The organism is Polaribacter glomeratus (assembly GCF_002954665.1).
Lineage (GTDB): Bacteria > Bacteroidota > Bacteroidia > Flavobacteriales > Flavobacteriaceae > Polaribacter > Polaribacter glomeratus.
Genome location: NZ_MSCM01000001.1, coordinates 481,238 through 498,189, shown reverse-complemented (window position 1 = coordinate 498,189; position 16,952 = coordinate 481,238). Strand labels below are relative to the sequence as shown.

The following is a 16,952-nucleotide window of genomic DNA, read 5'->3' as shown; positions in this document are numbered from 1 at the left end:
AGAGGTGTTAAATCAAAAATCCCGCTTATAATACTGAACTTGTTTCAGCATCTAGCGGGATTAATTTGCCTTAAGCCGGCAAGTTTAGATAAGTTTTTGAATTTAAAACTTCGCTATTTTTCAAAATGGAATTTCAATAATAAATAATAAAAGATATGAGAGTAGCAACAGATATTGGAGGAACTTTTACAGATCTTGTGTTTTTCGATTACGATCAAAAAAACAAAGAGGTTAAAAATGTAGAGGTATCAAAGGCAAGTACCACTCCAGGCGAATTTGAGAAAGGAATTCTCAACGCTATCGATAAAATAAATCTAGACCTTAGTACTATTGATTTTTTTGCACACGGCACTACCGTTGTAATCAACGCAATAACAGAAAGAAAAGGAGCAAAAACAGCATTAATTACAACAGAAGGTTTTCGAGATGTTTTAGAAATTGCAAGAGGAACAAGACCCGATTTATATAACTTTAACTTTAAAAAGGAAGCACCCTTTGTAGAGCGATATTTAAGACAAGAAGTTAAAGAACGCATCAATTATTTAGGGGAAATTATTACACCAATTGATGAAACTACCGTAGATAAACATATTGTAGAATTTATAAAAGAAGGAGTAGAAGCAATTGCAATTTGTTTTTTACATGGCTACAAAAATCCTATTCATGAAGAAAAATTAGCGAATTATATTCGTACTAAATATCCACAATTCGAAGTTATCTCATCCTATGAAGTTACAAGAGAATGGAGAGAATATGAGCGTACGAGTTCTACAGTGCTTTCTGCTTATGTAAAACCATTAGCCACCAAATACTTAAATAACTTAACGCATCATTTACAAAAGTTGGGATATAAAAATGATCTTTATATTATGCAATCTAATGGTGGCATTACCACGGTAGATGATGTAAAGGCAAACCCTATTACGCTTATTGAATCTGGACCTGCAAGTGGTATCCTAGGCGCAGTAGTATTAGGTAAAACAATTGGTAAAGAAAATTTATTAGTTTTAGATATTGGTGGTACAACAGCAAAATGTTCTTTGATTGAAAACGGAACACCAAAAATTGTAACTACTTACAATATTGAAAAAACAAAAACCCAAGCCGGATTCCCGATACTAACTCCAGTTATTGATATTGTAGAAATAGGAAATGGCGGCGGAAGTATTGCTTGGTTAGATGATGGTGGTAAGATGCGTGTTGGCCCAAAAAGTGCAGCTGCAAATCCAGGCCCTTCGTCTTATGGACAAGGAGGTACTCATTTTACAACAACAGATGCAAATGTTGTTTGCAACCGCATACATAAAGACTACTTCTTAGGAGGTGAATTAAAACCAGACTTCAATAGCATAGAAAAAGCGGCAAAACCACTTTGTGAAACATTAGATATGACGATGCAAGAGGTTGCACGTGGTGTAATTCGTGTGGCTAACTCTAATATGATCAATGCATTAAAAAGTGTTTCTGTAAATAAAGGCTACGATCCAAGAGATTTCACATTAGTTGTTATTGGTGGTGGCGGACCCATGCATGGCGCTTATTTAGCGCAAGAACTGCAAATGCCAGAAGTAATTATACCTCTTAATGCAGGCGTATTTTCTGCTTTCGGAATGCTAATGTCAGATTTAAGAAGAGATTACATTCGAACCGATGTAATGGACTTGAATGAAGATAAATTCTCTACGTTGAAAGCTGTTTTTCAAGAAATGAAGAATGAGGCCGTGAAAGCCTACGAAAGAGATTCTTATTTAAAAGAAGACATCAAATTTGAGTATTATTTAGACCTGCGTTACAATGGTCAAGAACATTCGGTAAAATTGGGTATTCCTAATTTAGATGATTTAAAAATGGATGAAATCGAGAATAATTTTCATCAATTACATAAAAAGCGTTACGCGTTTAGTTTAAAAAATACAACAATTGAAATTGTGAATTATCACTTGGTGGCAGAGGTTATCGTAAATAAGCCAATTATTGCCAAGGTTACATCAAAAGGTAACACAATCGCAGATGCTTTAATTGTTAAAGAAGCTGTAGATTTTGATGAGGCAGGCATTCATGAGGCTAATTTTTATGATCGCACTAAATTAGAGCCTGGAATGACCATAGAAGGACCGGCAATCATTGTAGAACAATCTACATCCACAGTTGTACCACCTAATCATCAATTTTCAATTGATGCGTATGCAAACATTATCATTAGCAAAACAAAATAATTATGAGCTTAAATAAATTCACATCAGATATCATTCAAGATTCATTAATTTCTATTGGTGAAGCAATGTTTGAAACAATTCAGAGAACCAGTATGAGTCCTATAATATACGAGGCATTAGATTATGCAGTGGGTATTACCGATGGCGAAGGACGATTGTTAGCGCAAGGTAACGGAGTAATTACCTTTTTAGCAGCAATGAGTCTTGTGGTAGAAGAAACATTAGAACGGTTTGACAATGAGGACCCAATAAAAGAAGGAGATGTTATTATCGCCAACACGCCTTATGCAGGTGGCGGAACACATTTATCAGACATTGCGTTAATTACACCTGTTTTTTATAAAGGAGAGCGTGTTGCTTTTACAGTAAACAAAGCACATTGGACAGATATTGGCGGAACAAACCCAGGTTCTGTATCAACAGTGTCTACTGAAATTTATCAAGAAGGTTTGCATTTCCCTTTTGTTAAAATTAAAGAGGAAGGCAAATTAAATTCAGCGCTTATTAAAATGTTAGAAGCAAATGTTAGACTTCCAAAAAGTACGTTAGGAGATTTATTTTCGGGCATTGCTGCAAATGATGTAGGAGCCGAAAGAATTGTAAAATTAATTGACAAATACGGTTTAGAAGCATATAAACAAGCTGCGGAAGAATTTATGGATTATGGCGAGCGTATTAGTTTACAAGAGTTGAAAAAAATTCCGAATGGTGAGTATGAAAACACAGGTTGGATAGAGAATGACGGTTTTGGCAACGGTCCTTTTCCTCTGAAATTAAAAATAACAATTTCAGATGAAAACATGATTTGCGATTTTACAGGATCTCATCAACAATTAAAAGGGCCTTTAAATTTATCAAGAACAGGATTAGAAACCGCTGTTAGAGCGGCTTTTAAATCGATAACCACACCAACATTACCCGCAAATAACGGCTCTTTTAAGCACGTAAAATTAATTTGTCCAGAAAAGACAATCGTAAGTGCAGAGGCACCCGCGCCAATTTCTGTTTATTATGAAGTTTTTTTAGCTGCCATCGATTTGTTGCTAAAAACGTTAGGCCCTGTGGTTCCAGATAAATTACCAGCAGGTCATTTTAGATCGGTATGTGTAACGTATATTTCTGGAATTCATCCCGTAACTAATGAGTTTTACGTTCAGGCAGAACCGCTTTCTGGAGGTTGGGGAGGTTGTGCTACGCACGATGGAAATCGTGGACAATTTTCATATGCACATGGAGAATCTTATAACATTCCTGCAGAAACTCGAGAAAGAAAATATGGCGTTGTTGTAGAAGAATATGCTTTTCATAATGAAGGTGGTGGTTACGGAGAATTTCAAGGCGGAAATGGACAATATTTAACCTTTAAAATTTTATCTGATGAAGCATATTTAACGGGTGCATTTTTAGGGTATTCAATTCCTACTTGGGGGCTTTTTGACGGAAAAGAAGGCAGTTATAATTATTTTACAGTAATAAGAACCGATGGTACTGAAGAAACCTACAATGTTGTTACAAATGTAAAGCTCAATAAAGGCGATCGAGTAAAGCTAGTAACTGCAACAGGTGGTGGCTATGGAGATCCTAAAAACCGACCTATTGAGAAGATAGAAAAAGATATTAAAAATGGCTTTATTACAACAGCGCAAGCTTTAGAGCATTATCCTAAAATTGGTAAAGCATAACAAAACCAAAAAGAGATGGAAGTTATAAAATTAAGTTATCCAGAAAATGATTGTTATTTAAAATACATCATTCAAAAGCAAGAAAAAGGAATCGCTGTAGATTGTGGTTCCGTAGTTTTAAAAAAAGGGCAAAAACTTGATTTTAAGACACTTGATTCGCATGAAATAAGCTATTTAATTTCTGGAAAGTTGAAGGTATTTACAAAAGATGGAAATGAAAAAATCATGAATGCAGGAGATTTAATTTATTTAAATAAAGATGAAATTCGTAAAACAGAAACGTTAGAGAAAAGTGAAATTCTATTCTTTTTGTTTAAGGAAGACTAAAGTATAATTTCAATATTAAGTATTAAAGTATAAAACCAATGGAAAATATTTCTAAAAATTCACAAAAAAATAAAGATTCAGCTTTTTCAGCTGTGCCAGTAACTGAACGTCAACCTTGGTATGTTCCAGCTATTATTTTTGGCGGACTCGAGTTTTGTATTCCTGTACTTTTAATAGGAGGCATTTTAATTGCAAACTTTAGTTTACTCGAAATCATAGGGATTTTAATAGTAGGTCTCGTATTTTTTCAATGGATTGGGAATGCTATACAAGGGTATATAGGAGCAAAATCAGGCTTAACTTCATCAGCTTTGGCCGCTTTAAGTTTTGGAAAAGAACAGGCTAGAGTTGTTGTAGGTATTGTTATTTTGATGTTAACTTTAGGTTGGTGGGCAATTCAAACTTCTGTTGCAGCAGATGCTTTTATCGCTTTACTAGGAATCAGCAAACAGGATGATTTGTTTTTATGCATTTTAAGTACTGCACTTATCGGTTTCCTTTTTGCAATTCCATCCATATTGGGCTATGGTTCTATAAAATGGGTAGATTATATAGCTATTCCTGCCGGATTACTATTAGTTACTGTGGCACTTTATTTATCTATTAACAATTTAGGATGGGAAAAAATAGCATCCTGGAGTCCAGAAGGAAACATGTCTTTTGTAGAAGCTATTAATCTAGTGATTGGCATAAATGTTGCCCAATGGCTTATTGCTCCAGATTACACTCGATTTGCAAAGCCAAAATGGAAAGATAATATTTTGATTCCGTTAGGCATCATAATCGTTGGTTTTCCGTTGTTTTTAGTAGGTGGTATTATGTCTATGGGTTCTGGTAATGCAGATATTGTAGAAGTAATGCAAGAATTAGGTTTTCCAGCTTGGGGATTCGTGGTTTTATGGGTTGCTACGTGGACCAGTCAATTGGTGAGTAATTATACAGGAGGTCTAGTACTTTGCAATATGTTTAACCTGAAGGACGACAAAAGCAGAAAAATGATGACACTGCTATTTGCAGTACTCGGAATTATATTAGCACTAATAGGTATTATGGATCAATTTATTAATTTCTTATATGCATTAGCGCTAGTAATTCCTGTAATTGCAGGAGTCATTATGAGTCACTACTTTTTTGTGAACAAAACAGCTTTTACAACAGATCAATCATGGAATTGGTTGGCAACAATAAGTGTACTCGTGGGTCTGTTAGTTGGTTATTTAACGCAATATCAATATTCTGTAGGAATCCCTGCAGTTCAATCATTACTAGTTTCAGGAACCGTTTATGTTCTTCTAAATAACTGGCTAAAAAGTAAAAAAAATGAAGTAACTATTTGATGATATATAAATTATATAAGCTTTAAAACTAAAGGCTAAAATAGATAGCATTCGTTTTTTATAAAATTGATTATTAATAAACTAGCTAAAAATTTTACTGCATAGAAGTTATAACGCTAAATACAGTACACTTGCATATCTTAGAAATATTAAACTTTAGCAAAACTTTATTTTAAAACATAAAAAAAACTCATTAAAAAGGAGTTTTTTTATGTTTTAAAACTACTGTATTTACTTAAAAAAGGAATCTACAAATTCGTGTTTATTAAACACTTGCAAATCGTCTATACCTTCTCCTACTCCGATATATTTTACAGGAATTTTAAATTGATCAGAAATACCGATGACGACTCCGCCTTTAGCTGTTCCGTCTAATTTAGTAACTGCTAAAGAAGTAACTTCTGTTGCTAATGTAAATTGTTTTGCTTGCTCAAATGCATTCTGACCTGTAGAACCATCTAAAACTAATAAAACCTCATGTGGTGCATCTGCTACAACTTTTTGCATTACACGTTTTATCTTTGTTAATTCGTTCATTAAATTAACTTTATTATGCAAACGACCTGCAGTATCAATAATTACAACATCTGCATTTTGCGTTACTGCAGATTTTAAAGTATCAAAAGCTACAGAAGCAGGATCAGAACCCATTTCTTGGCGCACAATTGGCACATCTGTTCTGTCTGCCCAAACCTGTAATTGATCTATTGCTGCAGCTCTAAAAGTATCTGCTGCTCCTAAAATAACCTTTAATCCTTGTTTTTTAAACTGACTTGCTAATTTACCAATGGTAGTGGTTTTACCAACTCCGTTAACACCAACAACCATTATTACGTAAGGTTTTTTATCTGCAGGAATAGTAAAATCAGTTTCATTACCAATATTTGTTTCAGATAAAAGTCCGGCAATTTCTTCTCTAAGAATTGTATTTAACTCGTCTGTGCCTACATATTTATCTTTGGCTACTCTTTCTTCTATTCTTGTTATAATTTTAAGCGTTGTATTTACACCAACATCTGATGCCACCAAAATCTCTTCTAAACTATCTAAAACATCTTCATCTACTTTAGATTTTCCAACGACTGCTTTTGATAGTTTGCCAAAGAAACTTTCTTTAGATTTTTCTAACCCTTTATCTAAGGTTTCTTTTTTTTCTTTTGAAAATATATTTTTAAAAAAACTCATAATTCGAGTTGCTAGTTTTTAGTTAATACTTTTTAGCTGTCTAATATTGTGCCACCTTAAATTGTCGTCAATTTGTCAGATTTACTTTTTATTAGCAAACAACTGGCGTTAGGGATTGAAGCGATATCCTTTTTTTGATTAAAAAATCTGCCTTAGCAGGTTTTAATTAAAAAAAGATTTAGCGTAAAGCCCGACCTTTAGGTAACGCTCAAAAATACGTAATTATAACCCATAAAAAAAGCTACTTTCTAAATTAGAAAGTAGCTTTAAATATTTTATGTAGTAAATATTACTTTTTTGCTAAAAAGGCATCTACTTTTTCTGGTTCCATGATCGATTCTACAAATGTGTAAGCTCCTGATTTTGGAGATTTCACCATTTTGATAGCTTTACTTAATCTTTTAGATGAAGTTTGTAACGATGCAACTGTTTTTTTTGCCATTGTCTAAATGTTTTTAATCTATATGCTCATTTCTGAGTTCTAGATGTTTTAATTATTTAATTTCTTTGTGAACAGTCACTTTTTTTAAGATAGGATTGAATTTTTTAATTTCCATTCTATCTGGAGTGTTCTTTTTGTTCTTAGTAGTAATATATCTAGAAGTACCTCTTTCTCCTGAAGCTTTATGCTCTGTACATTCTAAAATTACCTGAACTCTGTTTCCTTTTTTTGCCATCTCTGTATGTTTTTACTAGCTTTAGATTATTTTGTTAAAAATCCGTTAGCTTTTGCTTCTTTAATAACTGCAGAAATTCCTTTCTTGTTAATATTTTTTAAAGCTGAAGCAGATATCTTTAATGTAATCCACTTATCTTCTTCTGGAATATAAAAACGCTTGGTCATTAAGTTAGCGTCAAATGTTCTTTTTGTTCTATTCATAGCATGAGAAACATTGTTCCCAACCATTGCTTTTTTTCCTGTTAATTCACAAACTCTAGACATTATCTTGACAGTATTTTATAGTGTTATCTCTAAACGAGGTGCAAATTTACAATTAATTCTAATTATGAACAAAACAATTTTATAAATTTTTTACTTTTCTTTTGTAATAATGTTTCATCGATATCAAAAAGGCCTTTTTTTCTGATGCTTTTTAGATAAACAAACTCTAAAAAGACCTGGTAATAAATAGATTTCTAAAATTACTAGAACTTTTAAACCCTTGTTTTTCAGGCTCGTTTTTAAAAAACCTGAAATCTTAAAAAAGTAATATAGTTTTCCAAAAGTTCTAAACTGTTTATAATTTGGTAAAAATAGAGCCATATTTAAAAACCAAAATACCAACTAATAATAAATAATTATAGACTACTACCATTCATTTTTAGCTCACTTATTCTAATTTAGAACAAAATAAATGGGTTGTAAAAGCAGATTACATCAATTCTCTGTACACTATTTCTAGCGCTTTACTAACGGTTCTATTAATCACTTTTTCTCTTGGTTGCCCAAAATTAAATTCCTCAACGAACTCTTTTTCATCGGATACAAAAGCAATATACACCAAACCAACACTTTTATCATTATGATCTGTTGTTGGGCCTGCGTTTCCTGTAACTGCAATTGCATAATTAGTTTGCAATCTTTCTTTTGCACCTTTTGCCATTTCTAAAGCAACCTCTTTACTTACAACAGAATGTTCTTGAATCGTTGCTGGCAAAACGCCTAACAAACTTGTTTTTGTTGCGGCAGAATAGGTTACAAAACTGCCTTTGTAATAGGCTGATGAACCTTCTATAGAGACAATTGTTGCAGCTATTTTACCACCTGTAATGCTTTCTGCTGTACAAATTGTCTTGTTATTCTTTTGCAACAACTCTCCTACTCTTTTTTCTAAAGAACGATCATCATCTAAACCTGTAATAATTTCTGGAATTAGTTGATAAATTGCAGCAACTTTTTCGTTTAACTCCTTTTCAAGAATTTCTTTGTTTTCGCCTTTGGCGGATAATCTTAAACGCACTTTACCAAACGAGGGCAAGTACGCTAACTTTATATAAGCTGGTAAATTATTCTCAAAATCTTCTATTCTTTCTGCAATCGTACTTTCGCCTTGTCCATACGTCATAATTGTTTTATGAATAATAAATGGCAATTTAAATTGTTGCTGAATTCTTGGTAAAACCTGATTAGTAATTAACCCTTTCATTTCATAAGGAACTCCGGGAAGTGACACAAAGACTGTGTTATTTTCATAAAACCACATTCCTGGTGCTGTCCCAAAATTATTCATTAATAAAGTTGCTTTGGATGGCAATTGCGCTTGAAAACGCTGCACTTCTTTAAACGGATGGTTTATTTTTCTAAACAATCCTTTAATGTGTTCTAAAACTTCTGGATATTCAACAATTTCATCATCATGAAAGAATTCTGCAATGGTTTTTTTTGTGATATCATCTTTTGTTGGTCCTAGGCCTCCTGTTAGAATAACAATATCTACTCTTTCTTGCGCTTCTTTTAACGCATTTAAAATGTGTTGTTTATCATCCTGAATTGAAGAAATCTGATACACAGAAACCCCAATCTTATTCAATTCAATTCCTATCCACTGTGAATTTGTATCAACAATCTGACCTATTAAAATCTCATCTCCAATGGTTATAATTTCTGCTTTCATCTATTCTCCTATTTTATCTATTGAATCAACCTTTACCTTCTTTTTTTTACTCCAAACAAAATTTAATAAATGAAATATAATAACCAGAAAAAATAAACCGATAAAAAATGCTTTCATACCTATTGCTGGCAGATTATCTACATTAAACTCTTCTGAATTAAAAAACTTACAAAAAAGAACATACGTGAAATATGCGACTGCGAAAATAATGATTCCTAAAAAACCAAATAACCATTTATTCTTTTCATGATTTTCTGCAAGTCTAAAAAAATAAAAACCCACGTAAAAAAGAAATATGCAACCTAAATATCCCAATTATTTAATTCTCGTTTATTTCACTCTAATATTAAATGCCTCTTTTCCTTCAATAACTCCTTTTAAAGTATCATTCTCTAAAATTTTTCCAACGCCTGCAGGCGTTCCTGTAAAAATAATATCTCCCTTTTTTAAAGTAAAATATTGAGAAACATAAGCAATCAATTCATCGGTTTTCCACAACATTGCATTGGTGTTACCATCCTGAACAATTTCATCGTTCTTAAACAATTGAAATTGTAAATTCTCTAAATCGAATTGTTCTTTTGGATAAAATTCACCCACAACGGCACTTCCATCAAAAGCCTTTGCTTTTTCCCAAGGCAACCCTTTTTCTTTACACGCGTCTTGCACATCTCTTGCTGTAAAATCGATTCCTAAACCAATTTCATCATAATATTTATGTGCAAATTTTGCATCAATGTATTTACCAACTTTATTAATCTTAATTAAAACCTCTACTTCATAATGAACATTATTAGAAAAAGGCGGAATAAAAAATGGATTCTTTTTTGGTAAAATTGCAGAATCTGGCTTCAAAAAAACAACAGGGTTTTCTGGTTTTTCGTTCGCTAACTCTTCTATATGTTTTGCGTAATTGCGCCCAATACAAATTATTTTCATTCCTTTTTATTGAGAATTAAATGATTCAAAAATTAAAGTTGATAATTTTATTTTTTATAGACTGCCAACTGCAACTGAAATACTACTTACTTTTTTTTACTCCCCTGCTTCTGGAAAAACAATTGCTCTATTTCCTGAAACTATTATTTGATGGTTTAAATGGCATTTTACTGCTCTTGCCAATACTAATTTTTCTATATCTGCACCAATTCTTTTTAAAGTTGTTGGCGTGCTTTCGTGTGTTACCGGCTTTACATCTTGCTCAATAATAGGTCCTTCATCTAAATCTTCTGTTGCATAATGTGCCGTTGCTCCTATTAACTTTACACCTCTTTCATATGCTTTTTTATATGGATCTGCTCCTTGAAAAGCAGGTAAAAAAGAATGATGAATATTAATAATTCGCTCTGGATAATGATTGATAAAATCCGAAGACAAGATTTGCATATATCTCGCCATAATTACCAAATCGATTTCATTAGAATCTAACAACTCAATTACTTGAGCTTCTTGGGTTAATTTCGTTTCCTTGGTAACGGGTAAATAATGAAAAGGAATCCCAAACATTTCTGCAATGTATCTTAATTTATCATGATTACTAACAATCATTTTTATAGTACAATCTAAACGACCTTCTTTAGATCGCTCTAATAAATCGTATAAATTATGACTTGTATGCGAAACCATAATGGCAACATTCTGCTTTTTATCGCCATAATTTACAGACCAATTAAATTCTAAAGGCGCTGCTAATTCTAAAAAACTTTTTTCTAATTCAGTTTTTGAAATATTTGTTCCGTCTGCATTTAAACGAACTCTCATAAAATAAGTATCTTCAATAGAATTTACATATTGCTGACAACTTAAAATATTGAATCCTTTTTCAAAAAAGAAATTAGTAATTTTAGCCACCAATCCTTTTTGATCAGGACATTTTATTAAAAAAGTTACTACTTGTGATTTCATAAAAACAGCCCATCCTAACCTTCCCAAAGAGAAGGAACTTCAAACTGGGTAATTTGGAATTTCTATTAATTTCTATACGTTAATCAAAAAACACATTCACTTATTAAACTGAAAACTGTGACTGCCAACTGAATGCTTAAAAACTGCCTACTTGTCTATGGTATCCATTTTTTAGGAAAATTAGGTTTTCTTTTTTCCAAAAAAGCATCTCTTCCTTCTTTTGCTTCATCCGTCATATACGCCAATCGTGTTGCTTCACCAGCAAAAACTTGTTGCCCAACCATTCCGTCATCTGTTAAATTCATTGCAAATTTTAACATTCTAATAGAAGTCGGACTCTTTTCTAATATTTCTTGCGCCCATTCATAAGCGGTAGATTCTAATTCGTCATGCGGAATAACAGCATTTACCATTCCCATATCATAAGCTTCTTGTGCCGAATAATTTCTTCCTAAAAAGAAAATTTCTCTTGCTCTTTTTTGACCAACCATTTTTGCCAAATATGCAGAACCGTAACCACCATCAAAAGACGTTACATCAGCATCCGTTTGTTTAAAAATTGCGTGTTCTTTAGAGGCTAAAGTTAAATCGCAAACCACATGTAAACTATGTCCGCCACCAACTGCCCAACCAGGAACCACCGCAATTACTGCTTTTGGCATAAATCTAATTAAACGTTGTACTTCTAAAATATTTAATCTGTGGTAACCATCGTCACCAACATATCCTTGATGTCCTCTTGCTTTTTGATCTCCGCCAGAACAAAAAGAATACACGCCATCTTTTGTACTTGGTCCTTCTGCAGATAGCAAAACCACACCAATATTTACATCTTCGCCAGCATCATAAAAAGCTTCGTACAACTCTTTTGTTGTTTTTGGGCGAAATGCATTTCTAACATTTGGTCTGTTAAACGCTATTCTTGCAACTCCGTTGCACTTTTGATAGGTAATATCTTCGTATTCTTTAGCTGTTTTCCATTCAGGTTGTATCATATTTTTGTATTTTGTACGTTCTTGTAACAGAACAAAAGATCATTGCTTGCAAAAATAAACATTCTAACGTATGATTAAGAACTCACTCACATTATTATTTATTCTTTTTTATTTCTGCGGATTTTCGCAAAAAACAATCCAAAAAAGTTTAGAATCTACTTTTTTAGATTCGGATAGAAATATTAGTATTTATATTCCCGAAGGATATGAAAAAGACAGTCTTAAAAATTATCCTTTAACCATTGTTTTGGATGAAGAATATTTGTTTGACGCCTATGTTGGTAACGCTGTTTTATTTGCAAAAAAAGACAAAGCACCAAAACAAATTGTCGTTTCAATTTCTATGGAAAACACCAAAGGAGCCGACATTTCTTTTAATATCAATTCTGGACAATTAACTGCTACCGCTCAAAATTTCTATAACTTTATTAGAGATGAAGTCTTGTTTTATATGGAAAGTACTTACCGAACTTCGCCTTTTATTACATTAGTTGGTCAAGGATATTCTGCTAATTTAATTACACATTTTTTGAAAGAAGACACTGCATTTATCAATTCTTTTATTTGCATAAATCCTAGTTTTTCAGATTTTATTGGCTCTGAATTACAGTCTTACAATCTACTAAAATTCGCAAAAGAAGACAATACTTTTTACTTTTACACTAATAATTCCACGTCATTTTCTGCTGATAAACAAATTCAAATTGATCAAGTTCAAAAGGGATTATCTGGTTTAGAAATGAAAAATTTTAATGTTATTAATGATGTAATAAGCACTTCTAGTTCCGTTTCTGCAATGAGTGAAGCAATACCTAGAGCACTTACAAAAGTTTTTGAGGTTTATTCTGGAATTACTAAAGAAGAATTTGATAAAAATATTAAAGATCTGGCTCCTTTGGATGCAATTTCATATTTAGAAAATAAATATTTAGAAATTCAGTTTTTATTTGGAAGTGACCTCGGCATCAGAAAAAATGATATTTATGCGATTGAAAATATCATTATGGAAAAAGAAAACGGTGATCGTTTGCGCGATTTTGGCAAAATGATTTTAAAATTATTCCCTTCTTCTCCTTTAGGCGATTATTATATTGGCAAATATTATGAAACTGGCAAAATGATTAAAAAAGCACTAAAACAATACAAAATTGGTTACGGAAAAATGGATCCTTCAGATCCAAATGCAGATGCATTTTATGAAAACATTTTAAGACTTGGAGGACGGTAAAAAGTTGGCAATGTTCAGTTGCAGTATTCAGTTGCAGTATTCAGTCAGTTTGTTTCTGAATACTCTTAACTGAGACTGTTCATTGATAACTGATAATTGAATAGTATGCAGTATTCAGTTGCAGTATTCAGTCAGTTTGTTTCTGAATACTCTTAACTGAGACTATTTATTGAAAACTGATCACTGAATAGTTTGCAGTATTCAGTTGCAGTATTCAGTCAGTTTGTTTCTAAATACTCTTAACTGAGACTGTTCACTGAAAACTGATAATTGAATAGTTTGCAGTGTTCAGTTGCTGTATTCAGTCTGTTTGTTTCTGAATATTCTTAACTGAGACTATTCACTGAAAACTGATCACTGAATAGTTTGCAGTGTTCAGTTACACTATTCAGTCAGTTTGTTTCTGAATACTGTGAACTGAGACTATTTATTGAAAACTGATCACTGAATAGTTTGCAGTGTTCAGTTGCTGTATTCAGTCAGTTTGTTTCTGAATACTGTGAACTGAGACTATTCATTAAAAACTGATCACTGAATAGTTTGCAGTATTCAGTTGCTGTATTCAGTCAGTTTGTTTCTGAATACTCTTAACTGAGACTATTCATTAAAAACTGATCACTGAATAGTTTGCAGTGTTCAGTTACACTATTCAGTCTGTTTGTTTCTGAATACTTTTAACTGAGACTATTTATTGAAAACTGATAATTGAATAGTTTGCAGTGTTCAGTTGCAGTATTCAGTCAGTTTGTTTCTGAATACTGTGAACTGAGACTATCTATTGAAAACTGATCACTGAATAGTTTGCAGTGTTCAGTTACACTATTAAGTCAGTTTGTTTCTGAATACTGTGAACTGAGACTGTTCATTGAAAACTGATCACTGAATAGTTTGCAGTGTTCAGTTACACTATTCAGTCTGTTTGTTTCTGAATACTTTTAACTGAGACTATTTATTGAAAACTGATAATTGAATAGTTTGCAGTGTTCAGTTACACTATTCAGTCAGTTTGTTTCTGAATACTGTGAACTGAGACTGTTCACTGATAATTGATAATTGAAAACTGATCACTGACAACTGATAACTGATCACTGACAACTGTTAACTGATAATTGATAATTGATAATTGAAAACTAAACCAGTTCTATTCTATCGTCTTTAATAACAATAAGTTTTTGCTTATAAAGATTTCCAACAGCTTTTTTAAATGCTTTTTTACTCATTTTCATGTGAAAACGGATGGAATCTGGCGAGCTTTTATCGGTAATTAAAATAAAACCTTCTCTGCTACTTTTTAACCTTGCAAGCACTTTATCTACATCCGAATTTATAACATTTCTAAAACCTTGTGGTCTTAAAGAAACATCAATTTTACCATCTTCACGAATATTTTTGATATAGCCAGTAACTTCCATGTTTTCTTCTAACTCCTGAAAAACTTCACTTCTAAAAAGTAAACCGTCAAATTCTTCATTAATTAAAACCGTATACCCCAAAGCAGATTCAGTTTCAATGATCAATTGCACTTTATCTCCTTCTTTCAAATTCATTTCTACTTCTTCAAAATCGTCGTGTTCTTGTAAATCCATTATTGTATATTTTTAAAATATGCGGTTAAAATTAAATCATTTTCTGCACTTGGTGTAAAAATCTCTAAAATTTTTGGTCTTTCGGATGTTTTATAGAAATCTTTTAATTCGTTGGTAACACTTTCTGATGAAAATGCTTTTTGATAGTCAAACTCATACATTTTACACAAATGTTCTGCAGTTAAACAATGAGGCGTTACAAAATACTGCAATGCATTTGTTAATTTTGGACCTGGTAAAATTTTAAAAATTCCGCCACCAGAATTATTAATTAAAATAACTCTAAAGTTTACCGGAATGTTTTTATTCCATAAACCATTGCTATCATAAAAAAAACTAAGATCACCGGTTATAAAAACAGTCTGGTTTTTGCTAGTGTATGCAGCTCCAATTGCGGTACTTGTGCTGCCGTCAATTCCGCTTGTTCCTCTATTACAAAAAACGGTAATACTATCTGCTACACTAAATAATTGTGCGTATCTAATAATAGAGCTATTGCTAATTTGCAACTGACGATTATTAGGAACACTTTCTAAAACTTGCCCAAAAACTTTAAAGTCTGAATGTATTACTTTTGATATGTATTGTTGATGTTTTACGCGTTTTTCATCACGAATTTGCAACCATTTAGATTGATAAGTACTTTCTTTTTTTATTACAACATCTTTAAACTTCGAAAAGAAATCTACTGGTTTTATTTGAATAAATTCTGATAAACAAAAGAAAGTATTTACTGCTTTTTTAGGATCAATATTCCAATGATGTTTTGGTGTATATTTTCTTAAAAATTGTTTTATTTTTTTAGAAACAATCATTCCGCCAAAAGTGATGAGAACTTCTGGTTTTAGATCTTGAAACTGATTTTCATCCAAAGAAAAAATAAGTTGATCTATAGAATCAATTGCTTTTTTATGATGCAAGTTTGACGTAGTTTCTGTTAATATTAAAACCGATTCGTCATCCGCATAAAAATCAATTAATTTGTGTAACTCTGTATCAGGATAATTAACACCAACTACAATCATTTTCTTTTCGGCAGCATTCCAAATTTTAGAAAACGCTTCATAATTAATATGAGAATTATCCAAAGAACTCATAGAAATATGCGGAAAATGAAATTTTTGCATTTCAGCTACCGTTTCATACAAAGGTTCATCAAAAGGTACATTGATGTGAACAGGACCTTGTTGTGAAACAGAAATCTGCAAAGCTTCGCCAATTAATTGAGAATTACGCGTTTTAAACTTATCATTCTCCACCAAATTAGCAGAAAATAAAATATGATTTTCAAACACGTTTTCTTGACGAATTGTTTGTCCGTCGCCAATATCAATTAAATGTTTTGGCCTATCTGCAGAGATTACAACCAACGGAATGTTACTATAAAATGCTTCTGCAATTGCAGGATAATAATTTAACAAAGCAGAACCAGAAGTGCATAAAATTGCTACTGGTTTATGAGTTTGTTGGGCAATACCTAAAGCAAAAAATGCTGCACAACGCTCATCTACAACGCTTAACGTTTTAATTTCTGGATGATTAGAAAAACCAATAGTAAGTGGCGCATTTCTTGAACCAGGGGAAATAACAACTGTATCAATCTCAAATTGATGACAAGCCGAAATTAACATTTGTGCGAGTTCTTTTTTTGGATACATTTTTAAAATCTTTATAAAAGATTTGAAAAGTTATTAGTTGTTGGTTTTTAGTTATTTGCGAACACTCAAAACTAAAAAAAACAAGCTAAAACCATTTATATTAAGTTAATAGTTACTAAATAAGTTTAGCCCTGATTGAAGTGACATCCTTTTTTTTTTCAAAAAAGATAAAACGGAAAGCAGGAAATAGCTTCAAAATATTTTTAAAATTTTAATTA

The 16,952-nt window shown here is 32.1% G+C and carries 15 protein-coding genes; 5 read left to right on the top strand and 10 right to left on the bottom strand.

Annotation, left to right across the window (positions count from 1 at the left end):
• The first annotated feature begins 155 nt into the window (after positions 1-155).
• The 4 genes from BTO16_RS02145 to BTO16_RS02130 are packed head-to-tail and all read left to right on the top strand — an operon-like array spanning position 156 to position 5,562.
• Complete coding sequence (locus tag BTO16_RS02145) at positions 156-2,216, top strand: hydantoinase/oxoprolinase family protein (RefSeq protein ID WP_105020023.1); 2,061 nt, start codon at positions 156-158, stop codon at positions 2,214-2,216.
• A gap of 2 nt (positions 2,217-2,218) precedes the next feature.
• A complete protein-coding gene (locus tag BTO16_RS02140; protein ID WP_105020022.1) occupies positions 2,219-3,898 on the top strand; it encodes a hydantoinase B/oxoprolinase family protein in 1,680 nt (559 codons plus the stop codon).
• Positions 3,899-3,913: 15 nt separating this feature from the next.
• Complete coding sequence (locus BTO16_RS02135) at positions 3,914-4,225, top strand: cupin domain-containing protein (RefSeq protein ID WP_105020021.1); 312 nt, start codon at positions 3,914-3,916, stop codon at positions 4,223-4,225.
• Positions 4,226-4,263: 38 nt separating this feature from the next.
• Positions 4,264-5,562 (top strand): cytosine permease, encoded by a 1,299-nt coding sequence (locus tag BTO16_RS02130; protein ID WP_105020020.1) that lies wholly within the window; start codon positions 4,264-4,266, stop codon positions 5,560-5,562.
• 231 nt (positions 5,563-5,793) lie between these two features.
• On the opposite strand, the gene ftsY is transcribed toward BTO16_RS02130, so the two are convergent.
• The 8 genes from ftsY to BTO16_RS02080 all read right to left on the bottom strand — a co-directional run bounded on the left by ftsY (position 5,794) and on the right by BTO16_RS02080 (position 12,262).
• On the bottom strand, positions 5,794-6,747 hold the full coding sequence (gene ftsY, locus BTO16_RS02125; RefSeq protein WP_105020019.1) for a signal recognition particle-docking protein FtsY: 954 nt from the start codon (positions 6,745-6,747) through the stop codon (positions 5,794-5,796).
• A gap of 289 nt (positions 6,748-7,036) precedes the next feature.
• Positions 7,037-7,189 (bottom strand): DUF4295 domain-containing protein, encoded by a 153-nt coding sequence (locus tag BTO16_RS02120; RefSeq protein WP_105020018.1) that lies wholly within the window; start codon positions 7,187-7,189, stop codon positions 7,037-7,039.
• A 52-nt stretch (positions 7,190-7,241) separates the two neighbouring features.
• The gene (gene rpmG, locus BTO16_RS02115) at positions 7,242-7,424 is read right to left on the bottom strand and encodes a 50S ribosomal protein L33 (protein ID WP_104809583.1); all 183 of its coding nucleotides are present in this window, start codon (positions 7,422-7,424) and stop codon (positions 7,242-7,244) included.
• A gap of 26 nt (positions 7,425-7,450) precedes the next feature.
• Complete coding sequence (rpmB, locus tag BTO16_RS02110; protein ID WP_091892271.1) at positions 7,451-7,690, bottom strand: 50S ribosomal protein L28; 240 nt, start codon at positions 7,688-7,690, stop codon at positions 7,451-7,453.
• Positions 7,691-8,120: 430 nt separating this feature from the next.
• Positions 8,121-9,362 carry a competence/damage-inducible protein A gene (locus tag BTO16_RS02100; RefSeq protein WP_105020016.1) on the bottom strand — a complete coding sequence of 414 codons (1,242 nt, stop codon included), beginning with the start codon at positions 9,360-9,362 and terminating at the stop codon, positions 8,121-8,123.
• Positions 9,363-9,692: 330 nt separating this feature from the next.
• A complete protein-coding gene (locus BTO16_RS02090; RefSeq protein WP_105020014.1) occupies positions 9,693-10,301 on the bottom strand; it encodes a fumarylacetoacetate hydrolase family protein in 609 nt (202 codons plus the stop codon).
• 96 nt (positions 10,302-10,397) lie between these two features.
• Positions 10,398-11,267, bottom strand: coding sequence for a formyltetrahydrofolate deformylase (purU, locus tag BTO16_RS02085; protein WP_105021474.1), 870 nt, complete (start codon positions 11,265-11,267; stop codon positions 10,398-10,400).
• Positions 11,268-11,422: 155 nt separating this feature from the next.
• A complete protein-coding gene (locus BTO16_RS02080) occupies positions 11,423-12,262 on the bottom strand; it encodes a 1,4-dihydroxy-2-naphthoyl-CoA synthase (RefSeq protein ID WP_105020013.1) in 840 nt (279 codons plus the stop codon).
• Positions 12,263-12,332: 70 nt separating this feature from the next.
• Between BTO16_RS02080 and BTO16_RS02075 the strand changes: the two genes are divergently transcribed.
• Complete coding sequence (locus BTO16_RS02075) at positions 12,333-13,490, top strand: alpha/beta hydrolase-fold protein (protein ID WP_105020012.1); 1,158 nt, start codon at positions 12,333-12,335, stop codon at positions 13,488-13,490.
• Positions 13,491-14,620: 1,130 nt separating this feature from the next.
• On the opposite strand, the gene BTO16_RS02070 is transcribed toward BTO16_RS02075, so the two are convergent.
• On the bottom strand, positions 14,621-15,076 hold the full coding sequence (locus BTO16_RS02070; RefSeq protein WP_105020011.1) for a S1 RNA-binding domain-containing protein: 456 nt from the start codon (positions 15,074-15,076) through the stop codon (positions 14,621-14,623).
• Positions 15,076-16,734: a 2-succinyl-5-enolpyruvyl-6-hydroxy-3-cyclohexene-1-carboxylic-acid synthase gene (menD, locus tag BTO16_RS02065; protein WP_105020010.1), complete on the bottom strand. Its 1,659-nt coding sequence runs from the start codon at positions 16,732-16,734 to the stop codon at positions 15,076-15,078. Before menD ends, BTO16_RS02070 begins: the two co-directional genes overlap by 1 nt.
• Between the last annotated feature and the right edge of the window lie 218 nt (positions 16,735-16,952).